The sequence below is a fragment of the Pseudomonas sp. NPDC079367 genome, from assembly GCF_044542195.1.
Taxonomy (GTDB): domain Bacteria; phylum Pseudomonadota; class Gammaproteobacteria; order Pseudomonadales; family Pseudomonadaceae; genus Aquipseudomonas.
The window spans coordinates 1-16,879 of the sequence record NZ_JBITTW010000058.1; the positions used below are offsets into that span (position 1 = coordinate 1).

At 59.6% G+C, this 16,879-nt stretch carries 9 protein-coding genes; 7 read left to right on the forward strand and 2 right to left on the reverse strand.

All coding sequences use genetic code 11. The features are described from left to right. Positions 1-271: 271 nt before the first annotated feature. Positions 272-532 (reverse strand): DUF2790 domain-containing protein, encoded by a 261-nt coding sequence (locus tag ACIGDJ_RS26920; RefSeq protein WP_101155910.1) that lies wholly within the window; start codon positions 530-532, stop codon positions 272-274. Between the two features lie 443 nt (positions 533-975). Here ACIGDJ_RS26920 and acs point away from each other — a divergent pair, with 443 nt between their 5' ends. The 7 genes from acs (at position 976) to argR (ending at position 9,035) form a co-directional block, all read left to right on the forward strand. Beyond that, a complete protein-coding gene (gene acs / locus ACIGDJ_RS26925; RefSeq protein WP_101155912.1) occupies positions 976-2,931 on the forward strand; it encodes an acetate--CoA ligase in 1,956 nt (651 codons plus the stop codon). A gap of 731 nt (positions 2,932-3,662) precedes the next feature. Next, positions 3,663-4,436 (forward strand): ABC transporter substrate-binding protein, encoded by a 774-nt coding sequence (locus tag ACIGDJ_RS26930; protein WP_397480072.1) that lies wholly within the window; start codon positions 3,663-3,665, stop codon positions 4,434-4,436. 91 nt (positions 4,437-4,527) lie between these two features. Next, a complete protein-coding gene (locus ACIGDJ_RS26935; RefSeq protein WP_016773583.1) occupies positions 4,528-5,217 on the forward strand; it encodes an ABC transporter permease in 690 nt (229 codons plus the stop codon). Beyond that, positions 5,214-5,912, forward strand: coding sequence for an ABC transporter permease (locus tag ACIGDJ_RS26940; RefSeq protein WP_101155916.1), 699 nt, complete (start codon positions 5,214-5,216; stop codon positions 5,910-5,912). Before ACIGDJ_RS26935 ends, ACIGDJ_RS26940 begins: the two co-directional genes overlap by 4 nt. A gap of 1 nt (position 5,913) precedes the next feature. After that, positions 5,914-7,026 carry a M14 family metallopeptidase gene (locus tag ACIGDJ_RS26945; protein ID WP_397480073.1) on the forward strand — a complete coding sequence of 371 codons (1,113 nt, stop codon included), beginning with the start codon at positions 5,914-5,916 and terminating at the stop codon, positions 7,024-7,026. Between the two features lie 27 nt (positions 7,027-7,053). Further along, complete coding sequence (locus ACIGDJ_RS26950) at positions 7,054-7,818, forward strand: ABC transporter ATP-binding protein (protein ID WP_003227281.1); 765 nt, start codon at positions 7,054-7,056, stop codon at positions 7,816-7,818. A 236-nt stretch (positions 7,819-8,054) separates the two neighbouring features. Next, a complete protein-coding gene (argR, locus tag ACIGDJ_RS26955; protein WP_101155920.1) occupies positions 8,055-9,035 on the forward strand; it encodes a transcriptional regulator ArgR in 981 nt (326 codons plus the stop codon). Between the two features lie 7 nt (positions 9,036-9,042). On the opposite strand, the gene ACIGDJ_RS26960 is transcribed toward argR, so the two are convergent. Further along, the gene (locus ACIGDJ_RS26960; RefSeq protein WP_397480075.1) at positions 9,043-16,827 is read right to left on the reverse strand and encodes a dermonecrotic toxin domain-containing protein; all 7,785 of its coding nucleotides are present in this window, start codon (positions 16,825-16,827) and stop codon (positions 9,043-9,045) included. Between the last annotated feature and the right edge of the window lie 52 nt (positions 16,828-16,879).

Sequence of the window (16,879 nt, forward strand, 5' to 3'; positions counted from 1 at the left end):
CGGCTTATGGCGAGGCCGAGGAAGGGGTGGATTTCGATCCGACCGAGGGATTACAGGGCTTTGCGCGGAGTCGACCCCTGCAGATTTTTTTTCGTTAAATTTTTGGCAGATGATTTTCTGTTCAAAAAATAGCCAGAAAAGCGCGTTTTTCACTATATCTAGTGTTTTGCAAGCGTTTTTCGCGGCTCCAGACACAACTGAGCCCGACCGAAGCCGGGCTGGAATCGACCCTCGATGTAGCGCTGAGCGATCCGATTCGGTGCAGTCTGATTCAGTTGGTGCAGCCGTTGCCCATGATGCTGTAGCGCAGGATGTGGCGTTGGCCCTTGGAGTCGTCGTATTCCATTTTCGCCGGTACGACTTCGCAGACATTCGGAACTTCGCTCATCGATACAACTTTGGCGATGTCCAGGTGTGTGGAGTAAGTGTATTCCTCGATAACCGGTTGTTGCTGTGCGACATCAGTCGGACCCTCGTTTGCCATGGCGGTTGCGCACAGACTGCTGAGGGCCAGAACCAATAAAGCTTTCATTTCTAATTCACCTTTTTGAGGTCGAGTGGGGTCACGCAACCTTTTTAGGGTTGCGTGTGGAGCTTGAGTAGTTGATGCGTTACTTGGAGAGCTGGATTAACGGCCTTCGTGGGGGCTGTCACGTTGTTAATCGCGGTTGCCTTGTTGGCGAGGTGAATTTTAGGGCGGTGGAACCGGGGTAAACAGAGCGGGTTTTGATAAACACTTTTGGCATATTTGGTAACAATCCCCCAAACACCCCATTCCCTGTAGGAGCTGCCGAAGGCTGCGATCTTTTGACTTTGATCTTGAAAACAGATCAAAAGATCGCAGCCTTCGGCAGCTCCTACAGGGGCGCGCGTGCAGGGGGGAGGGTTGTTACTACCATCGTCGAATGGTTCTATGGCCCCCACCCGGCTACAACGGGGTCATACAAAAACAACTATTACACCGAGGTAGGAAAGATGAGTGCGGCTTCTCTGTATCCCGTTCGTCCCGAGGTTCTGGCAAACACGCTGACTGACGAGGCGACCTACAAAGCCATGTATCAGCAGTCGGTGGTCAACCCTGACGGCTTCTGGCGCGAGCAAGCCCAGCGTCTCGACTGGATCAAGCCTTTCACCACGGTGAAACAGACCTCGTTCGACGATCACCATGTCGACATCAAGTGGTTTGCCGACGGCACCCTGAACGTTTCCTACAACTGCCTCGACCGTCATCTGGCCGAGCGCGGTGATCAAGTCGCAATCATCTGGGAAGGCGACGATCCTTCCGAAAGCCGCAACATCACCTACCGCGAACTGCACGAGCAAGTGTGCAAACTGGCCAACGCATTGCGCGGCCAGGACGTGCACCGTGGCGACGTGGTGACCATTTACATGCCGATGATTCCCGAAGCCGTGGTCGCCATGCTGGCTTGCACCCGGATCGGCGCGATTCACTCGGTGGTGTTCGGTGGTTTCTCGCCGGAAGCGCTGGCCGGTCGCATCATCGACTGCAAATCGAAAGTGGTGATCACCGCTGACGAAGGCATCCGTGCCGGCAAGAAGATTTCCCTCAAGGCCAACGTCGACGACGCCCTGACCAATCCGGAAACCAGCAGCATCCAGAAAGTCATCGTCTGCAAGCGCACCGGTGGCGATATCAAGTGGAACCAGCATCGCGACATCTGGTACGAAGACCTGATGAAGGTCGCCGGCACCGTTTGCGCGCCGAAAGAGATGGGTGCCGAAGAAGCGCTGTTCATCCTTTATACCTCCGGCTCGACCGGCAAGCCGAAGGGCGTGCAGCACACCACCGGCGGTTATCTGCTGTATGCGGCGATGACCCACGAGCGTGTGTTCGATTACCGTCCGGGCGAAATCTACTGGTGCACCGCCGACGTCGGCTGGGTCACTGGCCACAGTTACATCGTCTACGGCCCGCTGGCCAACGGCGCGACCACCGTGCTGTTCGAAGGTGTGCCGAACTACCCGGACATTACCCGGGTGGCGAAGATCATCGACAAGCACAAGGTCAACATCCTCTACACCGCGCCGACCGCGATCCGCGCGATGATGGCTTCGGGTCAGGCCGCCGTTGAAGGCGCCGATGGCAGCAGCCTGCGCCTGCTCGGTTCGGTCGGTGAGCCGATCAACCCGGAAGCCTGGGACTGGTACTACAAGAATGTCGGCAAGTCGCGTTGCCCGATCGTCGATACCTGGTGGCAGACCGAAACCGGCGGCAACATGATGAGCCCGCTGCCAGGCGCCCACGCGCTGAAGCCAGGCTCGGCGGCGCGTCCGTTCTTTGGCGTGGTGCCGGCGTTGGTCGACAACCTCGGCAACATCATCGAGGGCGAGGCCGAGGGCAATCTGGTGATTCTCGATTCGTGGCCAGGTCAGGCGCGCACGCTGTACGGCGATCACGATCGCTTCGTCGATACCTACTTCAAGACTTTCCGTGGCATGTACTTCACCGGTGACGGCGCGCGTCGCGATGCCGACGGTTACTACTGGATCACCGGGCGCGTGGACGACGTGCTCAACGTTTCCGGCCACCGCATGGGCACGGCCGAGATCGAAAGCGCGATGGTCGCGCATCCGAAGGTTGCCGAAGCTGCAGTGGTCGGTGTGCCGCATGACATCAAGGGGCAGGGCATTTATGTCTACGTGACCTTGAAGAATGGCGAGGAGCCGACCGAGCAACTGCGTCTGGAGCTGAAGAACTGGGTGCGCAAAGAGATCGGCCCGATCGCTTCACCGGACGTGATCCAGTGGGCGCCGGGGCTGCCGAAGACTCGTTCGGGCAAGATCATGCGCCGCATTCTGCGCAAGATTGCCACGGCGGAATACGACGGGCTGGGGGATATCTCGACTCTGGCGGATCCAGGTGTGGTGCAGCATTTGATTGATACGCACAAGACGATGAATGTGGCTTAAGTCGCAGGTCTGAAAAGAACAAAGCCCCGTTCGGTGTATGCCGGGCGGGGCTTTTTTTGTCTGTGGGTTTTGTGGTGGTTTTTGCCGACCCCTTCGCGAGCAAGCCCGCTCCCAAAGGGAATGCATGATCGTTCCCACGCTCCGCGTGGGAATGCCTCCACCGACGCTCTGCGTCGGCTCTTTGGACGCAGAGCGTCCCTTGCTGCATTCCCACGCAGAGCGTGGGAATGATCAGCTGGCCAACCAATAATTATCGACCTGCGCCGCAGGACTCTTCCTTCTGTTACCCGCCACAACCCAATGTGTAACCGCCCGCGCCAATCCGGGGCGAAGGGAAACGCTACGCCCCGTATTAGAGCCTTAAAACCTCCGCTGAAAAATAAGACGCAACGCTGCGCTTGCCGGATTAGAAGGGTTTGCGAATAATGGGCCCGCAACTTGCAATGTGTATCGGTTCTCTGCCTTTCGCTCTTGCATGAATTTGCAGGGCTGTCAATGAGCTCGAACCGCTTTCTCGGTGCATCTGTAATTAGTTGTCGCATTGAGGAAATATCGGCTTCGGGCCTCTCGTTAGAATGCCGATCACTCGCTCATCGTGGCTGACGTTGAAATCGCCTGCGGTTTCAACGGGAAATTTCCCGCCGATGCGCAACCGATTTCCGATTCACCCATTCGCATATTGGGCTGTCGCTCACTCTGCCGTTTTTGCCCTTTACCGATGGAGTCCCAAGATGAAGAAACTTGTGCTGCTTGGCGCCATGGCACTGTCCGTGCTGTCGCTGAATGCCGTCGCTGACGAAAAACCTGTGAAGATCGGCATCGAAGCGGCTTACCCTCCATTCGCCTCGAAAGCTCCGGACGGCAGCATTGTCGGTTTCGACTACGACATCGGCAACGCGCTGTGCGAAGAAATGAAGGTCAAATGTGTCTGGGTCGAGCAAGAGTTCGACGGCCTGATCCCGGCGCTGAAAGTGCGCAAGATCGACGCCATCCTGTCGTCGATGTCGATCACTGAAGATCGCAAGAAGTCGGTCGACTTCACCAACAAGTACTACAACACCCCGGCGCGTCTGGTCATGAAGGCCGGCACTCAGATCAGCGAAGGTCTGGCTGAGCTCAAGGGCAAGAACATCGGCGTGCAGCGTGGCTCGATCCACGAGCGTTTCGCCCGCGAAGTTCTGGCTCCACTGGGCGCCGAGATCAAGCCGTACGGTTCGCAGAACGAAATCTACCTCGACGTGGCTGCCGGTCGCCTCGACGGTACCGTGGCTGATGCCACCCTGCTCGATGACGGTTTCCTGAAAACCGACGCTGGCAAAGGCTTCGCATTCGTTGGCCCGGCCTTCACCGACGTCAAATACTTCGGCGACGGCGTCGGTATCGCGGTGCGCAAGGGCGATGCCCTGAAAGACAAGATCAACACTGCCATCGCGGCCATCCGCGAAAACGGCAAATACAAAGCAATCCAGGACAAGTACTTCGCCTTCGACATCTACGGCAAGTAAGACGTCTCTGCGACAAGTCCGAAATGGCGCAAGCAACAGAATCTCTGCGGTTTGCGCCATTTTTTCATCCCAACTTTCGAGGACCTGAATCATGTTGAAAGGCTACGGGGCTGTCATCCTCGATGGCGCATGGCTGACGCTTCAGCTCGCCTTGTCGTCCATGGCTCTGGCCATCGTTCTCGGGCTGATCGGTGTCGCGTTGCGCCTGTCGCCGGTGCGCTGGCTGGCGTGGCTGGGCGACCTGTATTCAACAGTGATCCGCGGCATTCCCGACCTGGTGCTGATCCTGCTGATCTTCTACGGCGGCCAGGATCTGCTCAACCGCGTGGCGCCGATGCTCGGCTATGACGACTACATCGACCTGAACCCGCTGGCCGCCGGTATCGGCACCCTCGGTTTCATCTTCGGTGCGTACCTTTCGGAGACTTTTCGGGGTGCGTTCATGGCGATCCCCAAAGGCCAGGCCGAAGCGGGTATGGCGTACGGCATGAGCAGTTTTCAGGTGTTTTTCCGGGTGATGGTGCCGCAGATGATTCGTCTGGCGATTCCCGGCTTCACCAACAACTGGCTGGTGCTGACCAAGGCCACCGCGCTGATTTCCGTGGTCGGTCTGCAAGACATGATGTTCAAGGCCAAGCAGGCGGCGGATGCCACGCGCGAGCCTTTTACCTTCTTCCTCGCAGTGGCGGCGATGTATCTGGTGATCACCAGTGTTTCGTTGCTGGCATTGCGTCACCTTGAGAAGCGCTACTCGGTAGGCGTAAGGGCGGCTGATCTATGATCTTCGACTACAACGTCATTTGGGAGGCGCTGCCGCTGTACTTCGGCGGCCTGCTGACCACCCTCAAACTGCTCGCGCTGTCGCTGTTCTTCGGCTTGCTCGCGGCGTTGCCGCTGGGGCTGATGCGCGTCTCGAAAAACCCGATCGTCAACGGCGCGGCGTGGCTGTACACCTACGTGATTCGTGGCACGCCGATGCTGGTTCAACTGTTCCTGATCTACTACGGTCTGGCCCAGTTCGAGGCGGTGCGCGAAAGCTTCCTGTGGCCGTGGCTGTCGAGCGCAACGTTCTGTGCGTGCCTGGCGTTTGCGGTCAACACCAGTGCCTACACCGCAGAAATCATCGCCGGCAGCCTCAAGGCCACGCCGAACGGGGAGATCGAAGCGGCCAAGGCCATGGGCATGTCGCGCTTCAAACTGTACAAGCGCATTCTGCTGCCGTCGGCCCTGCGCCGCGCGCTGCCGCAATACAGCAACGAAGTGATCATGATGCTGCAGACCACAAGTCTGGCGTCGATCGTGACCCTGATCGACATCACTGGCGCGGCACGTACCGTCAACGCGCAGTTCTACCTGCCGTTCGAGGCGTACATCACCGCTGGCGTGTTCTACCTGTGCCTGACCTTCATTCTGGTCAAGCTGTTCAAACTGGCTGAGCGTCGCTGGTTGAGCTACCTCGCGCCACGGAAGCACTGATATGCAACGCATCGACCACGTATTGCCGTGGAGCCACCTGGGCAGCGAGCGCAAGGTTTCGGTTTTCCGTTTCGGCAGCGGCGAGCGCAAGGCCTACATCCAGGCCAGCCTGCACGCCGATGAGCTGCCGGGCATGCGCACCGCCTGGGAGCTGAAAAAGCGCCTCGGCGCACTTGAAGCCCGTGGCTTGCTCAACGGCGTGATCGAACTGGTGCCGGTGGCCAATCCGCTGGGGCTGGGGCAATTGCTGCAAGGCAATTTTCAGGGCCGTTTCGAGGCGGGCAGCGGCAAGAATTTCAACCGTGACTTCGTCGAGCTCAGCGCGCCGGTTGCCGCCGCGCTGGCCGACAAGCTCGGTGATGATCCACACGCCAATGTGCGGCTGATCCGTCAGGCGATGGCCGATCACCTGGCCGCTTTGCCTGAGGCAAGCAGCCAGCTGCAAGGCATGCAGCGCGTATTACTCAGCCATGCCTGCACTGCCGACGTGGTGCTCGATTTGCATTGCGACGCCGAAGCCGCGCTGCACATGTACGCGCTGCCGCAGCACTGGCCGCAGTGGCGTTCGCTGTCGGCTCATCTGAACGTCAAGGTGGGCTTGCTCGCGGAAGATTCCGGTGGCAGCTCGTTCGACGAGGCGTGCTCGTTGCCGTGGCTGCGTCTGTCGAGGCAGTTCCCTGATGCGCAGATTCCGTTGGCTTGTCTGGCGACCACCATCGAACTGGGCGGGCAGGCTGATACCGGTCGCGCGCAAGCAGAGGCTTACGCTGAAGGTATTCTGGCGTTCCTCGCCGAGCAGGGCCTGATCACTGGCGAGTGGCCGAACCCGGCGTTCGAACCGTGCGAAGGCATGCCCTTCGAAGGCACCGAATTGTTGTTCGCACCGCATCCCGGTGTGGTGAGTTTTTCCCGCAAGCCCGGCGAGTGGGTCGAGGCGGGCGACGAGATTTTTGAAGTGATTGATCCTCTGTCCGATCGGGTCAGCACGGTATGTGCTGGTACCTCCGGGGTGCTGTTTGCCATTGAACGGCTGCGTTATGCCCAACCCGGTTTCTGGCTGGCCAAGGTGGCGGGGCGCGAAGCGCTGCGTCACGGGCGCTTGCTCAACGACTGACTGACTGTTTTTGTGAGAACCGACCGCATGTACAAACTTGAAGTCCAAGACCTGCATAAACGCTATGGCAGTCACGAAGTGCTCAAGGGCGTGTCCCTGAAAGCCGCCGCCGGCGATGTGATCAGCATCATCGGCTCCAGTGGCTCCGGCAAAAGTACTTTCCTGCGCTGCATCAACCTGCTCGAGCAGCCGCATGCCGGCAAGATCCTGCTCAACAACGAAGAGCTGAAACTGGTCGCCAACAAGGACGGCGCGCTGAAAGCCGCTGATCCGAAGCAGCTGCAGCGCATGCGTTCGCGCCTGTCGATGGTGTTCCAGCATTTCAACCTGTGGTCGCACATGACCGCGCTGGAAAACATCATGGAAGCGCCAGTGCATGTGCTCGGCGTGTCCAAGGCCGAAGCCCGCGAGAAAGCCGAGCACTACCTGAACAAGGTCGGCGTGGCCCATCGTAAGGATGCATTCCCTGGGCATATGTCCGGCGGTGAGCAGCAGCGTGTGGCGATTGCCCGTGCGCTGGCGATGGAGCCGGAAGTGATGCTGTTCGACGAACCGACCTCGGCCCTCGACCCGGAGCTGGTCGGCGACGTGCTGAAAGTCATGCAGGCGCTGGCGCAGGAAGGCCGCACCATGGTTGTGGTGACTCACGAAATGGGTTTCGCCCGTGAAGTGTCGAACCAGTTGGTGTTCCTGCATAAAGGCGTCGTCGAAGAAAGCGGCAACCCGCGCGAAGTGCTGGTCAACCCGCAGTCCGAGCGCTTGCAGCAGTTCCTGTCCGGCAGCCTGAAATAAAACAGGGCTGCCGTTGTGCACCAGATTAGGTCATGCTTCGCGACCTGAGAATTGGCCCGAATCTCCTGTGGGAGCGGGCTTGCTCGCGAAGGCGGTGTGTCAGTCAACATTATTGCTGTCTGAACCACCGCGTTCGCGAGCAAGCCCGCTCCCACAATGGATCTGCGACATTTTCGATTAGGGGCTAGCATTGGCCCATGCCTTCATCACCGTTGTTCGTTTCGGATTGCCCGCCCATGACTGCCCATCGAATTGGTTTCCTGATTTGGCCCAGCACTAAAGCGTTGACGCTGGCGCTGGCGGAGGAGGCCTTGCGTGTTGCGCAGCGCGTGCACCCGGACGTGGTTTACGAACTGACGTTCTTGCAGGCCGAGCCGCCAGTCGAAGGTGCCTGGCAATTGCCCGGCGAGCCCTGGGCCGGCAAGCTTGAAAACTTCCAGAAACTGTTCCTGCTCGCTGACGAGCCGCCAATCACCCTGGCCCCTGCACTGAGCAGTGCGCTCAAGCAAGTGGTGCGTGCCGGTTGCGTAATCGGTGGTCTCTCGGCCGGTGTTTATCCATTGGCCCAGCTCGGTTTGCTCGACGGTTATCGCGCCGCCGTCCACTGGCGCTGGCAGGACGATTTCGCCGAGCGCTTCCCGAAAGTCATTGCCACCAGCCATCTGTTCGACTGGGATCGCGATCGCCTGACGGCGTGCGGTGGCATGTCGGTCCTCGATCTGCTGCTGGCAGTACTGGCCCGGGATCACGGCGCCGAATTGGCCGGTGCGGTTTCCGAAGAGCTGGTGGTCGAGCGTATCCGCGAGGGCGGTGAGCGTCAGCGTATTCCCTTGCAGAATCGCCTCGGCTCCAGTCACCCGAAGCTCACCCAGGCGGTGCTGCTGATGGAAGCCAACATCGAAGAACCACTGACCACCGACGAAATCGCCCAACACGTGTGCGTATCCCGCCGGCAGCTGGAGCGAATCTTCAAGCAATACCTCAACCGCGTGCCGAGCCAGTACTATCTGGAATTGCGCCTGAACAAGGCCCGGCAGATGTTGATGCAGACCAGCAAGTCGATCATTCAGATCGGCCTGTCCTGTGGCTTCTCCTCGGGGCCACATTTCTCCAGTGCCTATCGCAACTTCTTCGGTGCCACGCCGCGGGAAGATCGCAACCAGCGGCGCAGCAGCAGCCCGTTCGAATTATCGTCGGTGCCGCCCGAGAGGGGCTGAAGGCGGCTCAGCGATTGCCGGTTGGTGGTAGCTCCTCTCCATCGGAAAAGTCCGAATCCACAAAGTCGTCAAGTTCGTGCATGAAGGGGGTGCCCGGTAGTCGCGCCCTGATATTGTGCTCGCCCAGCGCCGTGTTGTAGCTGTCCAGGCGCTGCTGACTTTCCGGGGTCAACGGATTTGCGCTGAAATCGTACTCGGTCATCATGAGGTCGGGACGGGAAGGAAATCCTGCAGGCAATCGCTTGATTCTGTTGTTCGACAGGTCTGCCTTTCTCAACCGGGTGAGCCTGAACAAGCCCGCAGGCGATCTGGTCAGGCCGGTGCTGCGCAGGTTCAGCACCTGAAGTTCGGGAAAATGCATCATATCCGGGACTGACCAGAGTCGGTTGTTATGACTCAGATCCAAAGCGCCGAGGTTTTTCAGGGCTGCGAACGCTTCTGCGGTTTGCGGCGTAATGATGAGTTCGCAGCCTGACAGATTCAGGCTCGAGAGTGATTCAAGGCGAAAGATTGCCGGCGGAACTCGGCGTAACGGGTAATCCCGCATATCCAGCACCCTTAGCCGGGGAAACAACCCCAACACAGCGTCCACTGGCGGGGGCGTGTCTGCCGTGCTGGTCAGCCGCAGCTGGTCGATATAGTCGAAGCGCCCGTTCATTGGCGGCAGTTCGCCGGTGAAGGACAAGTCGCAAACGAAGTTGCCGTCCAGGGCATTGACCGGGTAGTGGCGCAAGCGTTGTTCCAGATTGTCCTTGAAGCGCCGGCGCTGCGTGACTTGCCCGCGTTGTGGCTCATTGTCCGGCACACCGTGGGTAAGCGGATCTTCGGGCGCCGTATTCACCCAGGTTTCAAGCGTGTTAAGCAGCGTGCTGAGCTCGGTTTGCCGACGCAGCAACTCGGTGCGACCGTCAGTCAAGGTCCCGGGCAGGCGGTAAATCAGGTTATTGGCATCGAAACCGCTCAATCGGGGATACAGTGTTTGGGCCAGATCAATGTCGGTCTGTTCGACCCAGACGCCAAAATTGTCGCCTTTCACCAGATAGCATGCCTTGATCTGTTCGCGCGAAGTCGCCGACAGCGGATTCGAGCCCACATCCACCCCACGGTTGGCATACGCCGCCAGTGGCTCGGGCAATGCGATGATGTTGTTGTCGCTCAGCAGCGCCGTTTGCAGGTGCGGGAGTTGGTCCAGCCCGGCGGGTACACGATCTATCCCTGTGCGGATGAGGTCGATGAATGTCAGATTCACCAGCCTTGAGGTATCGGGCGTCTGGCCCAGCGGATTATTGAAAAGATCCAGCGACGTCAGGCGGCTCAGTGTCGACAAGGTGGCTTGTCCAGCCGCATCGAGGGTGATGTTGCACCGGCTCATCATCAGCGTTTCGAGCGACGGCATGCGTGCCAGGGCTTGCGGGATTCGGCCCAGTGCAAAACCAGGCAATTCCAGGCCTTCCAGCCCGGTGAAGCATTCGAGAAAGCCATCGGGAACAGTCAAGTGTGGATTGCCTTGAATTTCCAGGTGGGTTATCTGGCTGAAGTCCGCGGTCAGCTTCGGCAGCTCACCGGCAAACGCGGCGTTGGCTTTGAAAATCTCCACGCGCAGATCCGGCACATCGATGCGACTGCCGCGCCAGAGTCCTTCGAGTTTTTCCTTGAACTGTGACCGTGCATCAAGCTGTGCGGCTCGCTGCTCGGCATTCCACAGTTGACCTGACGTCGGATCGTGACTCGGTACGCGCTCTTGCCACGCCGCGAGGTCGCTGAGCAGTCGAGTCATTTCGGCTTCCCAGCTCATCAGTTGCGCCGTACCTGCCTGCAACGTACCGGGAAGGCGATAGATCATGTCGCTGGCCATGTAGTCGGTCAGGTGCGGGAACACTCTGCGTGCCATCGCTACATCGTTCGCGGCGGGCATGATTCCGAAGTTGCGATTATGTTGGGCATAGTAGGTCTTGATGCGCTCACGAGCCGCCACAGACAGCGGATTGCTGACCAGACGCACGCCTTCTGCACGATTGGGATCAAGGCTGAAGAACGCATCCGGCAACTGGGTGATGCGGTTGTCGTTGAGGTGCACCGTCTGCAGAACCGGGTGTTCTACCATGCCGTCGGGCACGGCCGTCAGACCGCTATTGAGCAGAAAGACATCCTGCAATGCTGGCAAGGTCTGTAGATCGGGAGCCACGGTCAACGGGTTATGACTCAGATCCAGACGCGTAAGCGAGCGCAGAGACTTGAGCACATCGACTCCCGCTGACGTGCCGGTTATGCCGCAGCTGTTCAGGCGTAGCTTCTTGAGGTTGCGCAGGCTGCCGACGAAGGCGGGTATTTCATTGAGCGCGAAATCCTTCATTTGCAACGTCTGGAGTTCGGGAAACAACGTCACGAACGTCCCGATGCCATCGATCGCTGCGTTGCCGGTCAGCTTCAGGCTGGAGACATGACTGAAGTCGACGGTCAGGCGAGGCAACTGACCAACGAACTGCAGGTCTGCGGTAAAGGACAGGCTGCGCTGGCCGGTCTCGCTGGAGGTCTGCCGCCAGAATGTTTCCAGGTCTTGCTTGAACGCCGATCGTGCCGAGCGCTGTCGCGCGCGCTCGTTGTCGGTAAACACACGGCCTGTGGCCGGGTTTGTGGCCGGAGTTTGCGATACCCAGCGGTCGAGATCGAGCTGCATCTGCGCCAGCTCCGCTTGCCAGCGCAGCAGTTGCGCGCGGCCGGCGGCCAGGTTCCCCGGCAGATCGTAGAGCAGGTCGCTGGCCTCCTGCTGGTCCAGCTCCGGGAACAATTGCCTGGCCAGGTCGACGTCCTGATCCGCAGCCCTTACGTCAAAATCCTGCTGATGAGTGCGGAAGTAGGTTTTGATTTTTTCCCGTGTCGCGGTCGAGAGCGGGTTGTCGGAAAAATACAGGCCGTCACTGCGTTCTGCTGGCAGATCGAATATCGCGTCGGGCAGGTGCGTCAGGCGATTGCCGGTCAATACCGCGGTTCGCAGCTCGGGATGGCTGGCCAGTCCTTGCGGAGCAACGGAGAGGTCGCTGTACGACAGGTCGAGGAATGTGAGCGCAGGAAACAGGTTCAGATCGGGGAAAGTCCCCAGTGGATTGCCACTCAGATTCAGCGTCTGCAGCGTATTGAGTGAAACCAGTTCTGCCTGGTATTCGGGCGTCATGACCAAGCCGCAATTTTTCAGCTTCAGGTCGGTCAACTGGAGCAAATTCCTCCCGGGAAGGGAGCCGGTAGTCAGATCAAAGCCATTGAGGCTGAGCGAGACCAGGTTCGGGAAGGAATCCACAAAGGGCAAGCTTGCCGAAATATTGGCATTGCCGGTCAGCTTGAGTCGCAAGACATGCTCGAAGTTGGCGCTGAGAACCGGCATGTCACCGCTGAACTCAGCCGTCGCTTCAAATTCGCCACTACGGGTGAATTGATCCCGGCTGCGCCAGAAGCGCTCCAGTTGCTGCGCGAAGGCGCGCCGGGCATTGAGTTCACGCGTCTGTTCAGCGTGAGGCAGACGTTCACCCGTCTCGGGGTGAGACGTGGCCGCCTGATTGATCCATTGGCTGAGTTCCAGGTTCAACTGTTTGACTTCGGTTTCCCAGAGGGTCAATTGCGCGCGACCCTCAGCCAGGGTTCCGGGCAAGCGGTACAGCATGGCGGTGGCCTGCTCCTCGTCCAGAGCCGGGAACAATCTGATGGTGCGCTGCAGGTCTGCACGCTCCGGGCGGATGCCGAAATGCCTGCCGGTAGAGCCATGGAAGCGTTTCACGCGTTCGCGTGCGGCGGGCGTCAGCGGATTGTCGGCGAAGGTGAAACCATCACTCAGCGAGGGCGGCAAGCCGAAGAACGGCTCGGGCACGGCGGTCATGCGATTGCCGTCGAACTGGCCGGAAATAAGTCGCGGATGATTGAGCAGGTCGTCCGGCAGGCTGTGGATGCCGGTGTTGGACAAGTTGACGTAGCGCAGCGAAGGCATCGTGTGCAGATCGGGCGGTAAACCCAAGGCGTTGCCCTGCAGGTCGAGAATCGTCAGCTGTGGCATGGATGCCAACACCGATTGCGTGGTGGTCGTCAGGCTGAGTCCGCATTTGCGCATTCGCAGCTCGCGCAGCGATGACAGTGAGGTCAGTACCTGTGGCAGCGCCGGCAATTTCAGGTTGCGTGCATCAAGCATCTGCAATTGTGGAAAGTGCTGAAGAAAACCTTCCAGAGAGCCCGGCGTGGCGGTGCCATCCAGAGCCAGCGCGGTGATATGGCTGAGGTCGGCCGACAGCGTCGGCAAGTCGCCGATGATCGGATGTACAAGCCGCAGGGCGTGCCCGGTGGCCATGCCGTATTGATTGATCGCGGTCGGGTATTCGCGGCGCCAGCCCTTGAGGATTTCTTCTCTGAGCAAACGGCGGTTCTGGATTTCGGCGCGCTTTTGCAGTGCAGTCAGCGCCGCGCCGGTATCGGGATGTCTGGCGGGCGGGTCGTTGGCCCAGATGTGCAGATCGTTTTGCAATTGCAGGTAATCGTTTTGCAGTCGCTGAATCTCCACGTGCGGGCCGGATGGACTGGCACGCAGGTTTTCCGCCAGAACGCGGACTTGCTGTTCGGTCATCCTCGGATAAAGCGCGCGGATATCCTGCTCGTGAGAGCGCGCAGGGTTGTTCAGGCTTTCAACGCGATCGATCCGAGGATAACCGTCGACGCCCAACAGCCTTAACGTGTCCAGAACGGGTGGCTGAATGGGCGTTTCGTGCAATACCGCTCGCAACGCTTCGCGCTCCAGCGTGCGTTCGCGGACGGCGGCCTTCAGCGTCTGGCCCTGGCCAATGCCGATGTTGAGGCTGGCGCGCTCACTGTCGGGCAAGGCGTACAGCAAGCTGGAGTAGAAATCGCTGAGCGAGTGCAGCGCCTGGCCGCGATCATCGAAGGCTTGATAGCGATGATCATCGCTCCTTACCAGGACCTTTTTTTCGGCGGCATCTTCGCGGCCAATGCTATCGAGGACCGGCCCTTCGTAGCGCCCGTCGCGGATTTCGATCTGTACATCGCCGCGCCATCCCGGCAGCCGTTCGAGGCTGTGCAGCGCCAGCGAGTCGGAGTCGGGATTATTCACTGAGCCAAGTTCAAGCCCTTCATAGGCACGGGACACGCGCACTTCCTGGCTGGCCAGTTGCATCAAGTCCTGCTGGCGCGGTGGCAGTTGCCCCTCGTTAATTTGCACAAGTTCGTTGCCAGTGGCGGTTTCGAGCAGTTCGCGGGTGACGCTCGCGGGCAGGTCGGGATTGTGAACCTTGAGTTGTTGCGCCAGCGGATCGTCGATGTGCTGCAACGCTTGATAGCGAGATTCGAACAGCGCATTTCGGTGGGTCTTCGCGAGGCCGACCAATTGCTTGCGCAGGGTCTGGGTGCGGATCTCAAGTGGTGGCCTGGCGGTGAAGGGTTCGGCGAGCAGCGCCTTGATTTGCGTGTCGTCGAGAATGGAAAGCAGCGTCTTGAGCAGGTCGCCGCCGATCAACTGGTCCTGGCGCAGCTCGGTCAAGGGCAGGCTTGCGTCTGCGCTCGACTGCCAGAGCAGCTCACCGTTGCGATCGATCAGGCGCAGGCGCTGGTTGCTCGGCCAGCGGCCCCGCTCGCTGAGCAATTGCAATTGCGTAACCTGATCGGCGCGCAAAAAATCTTCATCGACATCGCTGTCTAGCTGATCGATAAAGCGCTGCAACTGCTGATCAATCTTGAAACGCTGGATGCTGTCGGCCAGTAGCGGTGGGATTTTCTCCTGATTGACGTGCATCTTGCGCACCGCGTCTTCGCTGCTGCCGCTCACCTGAAGAAGGGTTTCGCGCTCGGCCGGGGTAAAGGTTTCTACCGCAGGGCCGATGCGCCGCAGTGCGGTTTCGCCGTCCCACTCCATCGGTTGTTCGAGCTCGGTGTGCCAGGCGCCGTTGCCGTTGTGCCGCACCACCGGCCGGTACGCATCGGGACGGGTCGGGTGTTCGATACGGTACTGGCCGGGCACCTCATGTTCCTTGACCGAGAAGTGCGCTTCTTCGAGGGGTAACAGCTGCTTGTCCTGATGCAGATGCAGGCCCCGTTCATTGGGTTGTGAATCCGCGGGTGGCCTGGCGGGATGTTGATAGCGCTCCAAATCGGGCTCCCAGTAGCGGGTTGCGCCGTTGGCCAGTTTCACCGGTTTGAAGCGGTCGATAAACGCCACCACGTCCCTGGGCAAGACATTGCGAAACTCGGCCGATGCGATCGCCCCGCCCACGGCAAACATGCCCAGCTGAATCATCGATTCAACGGTGCCCATCAAATGCCCGAACGCTTCGGTGTTACGGCCCTGGCCCCATTCGACGATGCCCTCGAACACTTCGTCGAGCATCTGATAAGCCATGTACGCTATCATCGCTTCGCCCAGCACTGGCACAAACGGCGCGACGATCAGCGCGGCGGTCTGGGCAATGGTGGAAATGATCTCGACCACTGAATCCCAGAATGCCCAGCGCGCCTTTTGATCGACGACGGCCGTGGGCACGGCAATGCTTCGCGCGTCGTTGAACACCTTGTTCAGTTTTGCCTGATGCAGGTGCTGCCAGATGTCGTCATGGAAGGGCACCAGCGCCGTCTGCAGATCGGGCCGCTCCACCGGCGCTTCGCGCCACGCCGGCAGGGAACTGCCGGGTTCGTGCGGGTGCCACTTGATTTCGCTGAGGCGGCTGTTGAGGGTACTGAAGAAGAACCCGCGTTGCTCGTGACTGACGAAACGGCTGAAGAAACGCTGATAGTCCTTTGAGCGCAGCTGGCGCGTCAGTTCAACGATCATCTCCAGTGGCGAGGTGTATTCCTTGAACGGATGTTCGGGGTCATCCGGGACATACGCAACGACCCGCGCATTGTTTTGTGAGAGGTACAGGTCCGGGGCGAACACGACGATGCCGGTCAGCGGCGCGCAAAGCATGCTCACGTCATGACAGAGCAAGGGCGCGCCGTTTACATAGAGGCCTTTCATGCCATCGAGCAAGGCCTCGACCAGGCGCACAGCACTCTCCGAGACATCGCGGTTCATTCGCGCCCACTGCAGGGCCGCTTTCATAGCGGTTTTCTCGCTGGCGTCGAGTTTGTTGCGCAACACCGTGGCGACCATCGGATCCGAATAACCGAGGTTGTCTTCCAGGCTGGCTTTGTATTTCGCGCCGATGTCCAGCCGCCGGCACAGCTGGGTGAAGGCGGGGATGCTCAATCGGGCTTTGATCGCGGGCAGGGTTTCGAATTGCCCGGTCAGCGTCGGCGCCGTGGTGAATGTCGATTCAGCTTCGAACGCGTTGTCTTGGGTTTCCCGATCTTCGAAGTTATGCAGCGCCGCCTCCAGCAGTGAAACGCTCCAGACCCGTGCGCCGGTCTTGATCGGGAACAGCGGGGTGGTCGCCGGGATGTACAGGCGCACGAAGGTGTTTCTGACATCCAGGTCCAGATCGAAAGAGCTTTTCAGCTCGGCCTTGAGCAAGGGCTCGGCGAAGGCGGCGGCGTCCTGCAGATGTTCCAGACTTTTATCGACCTGGCTCTGTGCATCGATATGCGCGCCAGCGAGGGTTTTCATCAGCGCGTGCTGTTCGGCGGGTGCCGACTTGAGCGCTCGGGGCAACAGCGGGACGCTGTTCTTCAGCGCTTCACGTCGGGTGACTGAGGTGTTGCCCAACCACTGAGGGATCGCCACTTTGAGCGGTTGATAATGTTCATCCGCATGTTGCGCGTTGTTTGTGTCAGCAGCGGTGACGGATGGGTGTGCTTGCGACAAATGCATGGCCATTCCTTGGCGTCGGTAAGAACCCCCAGCAAACCAGCAGGACGCGCCC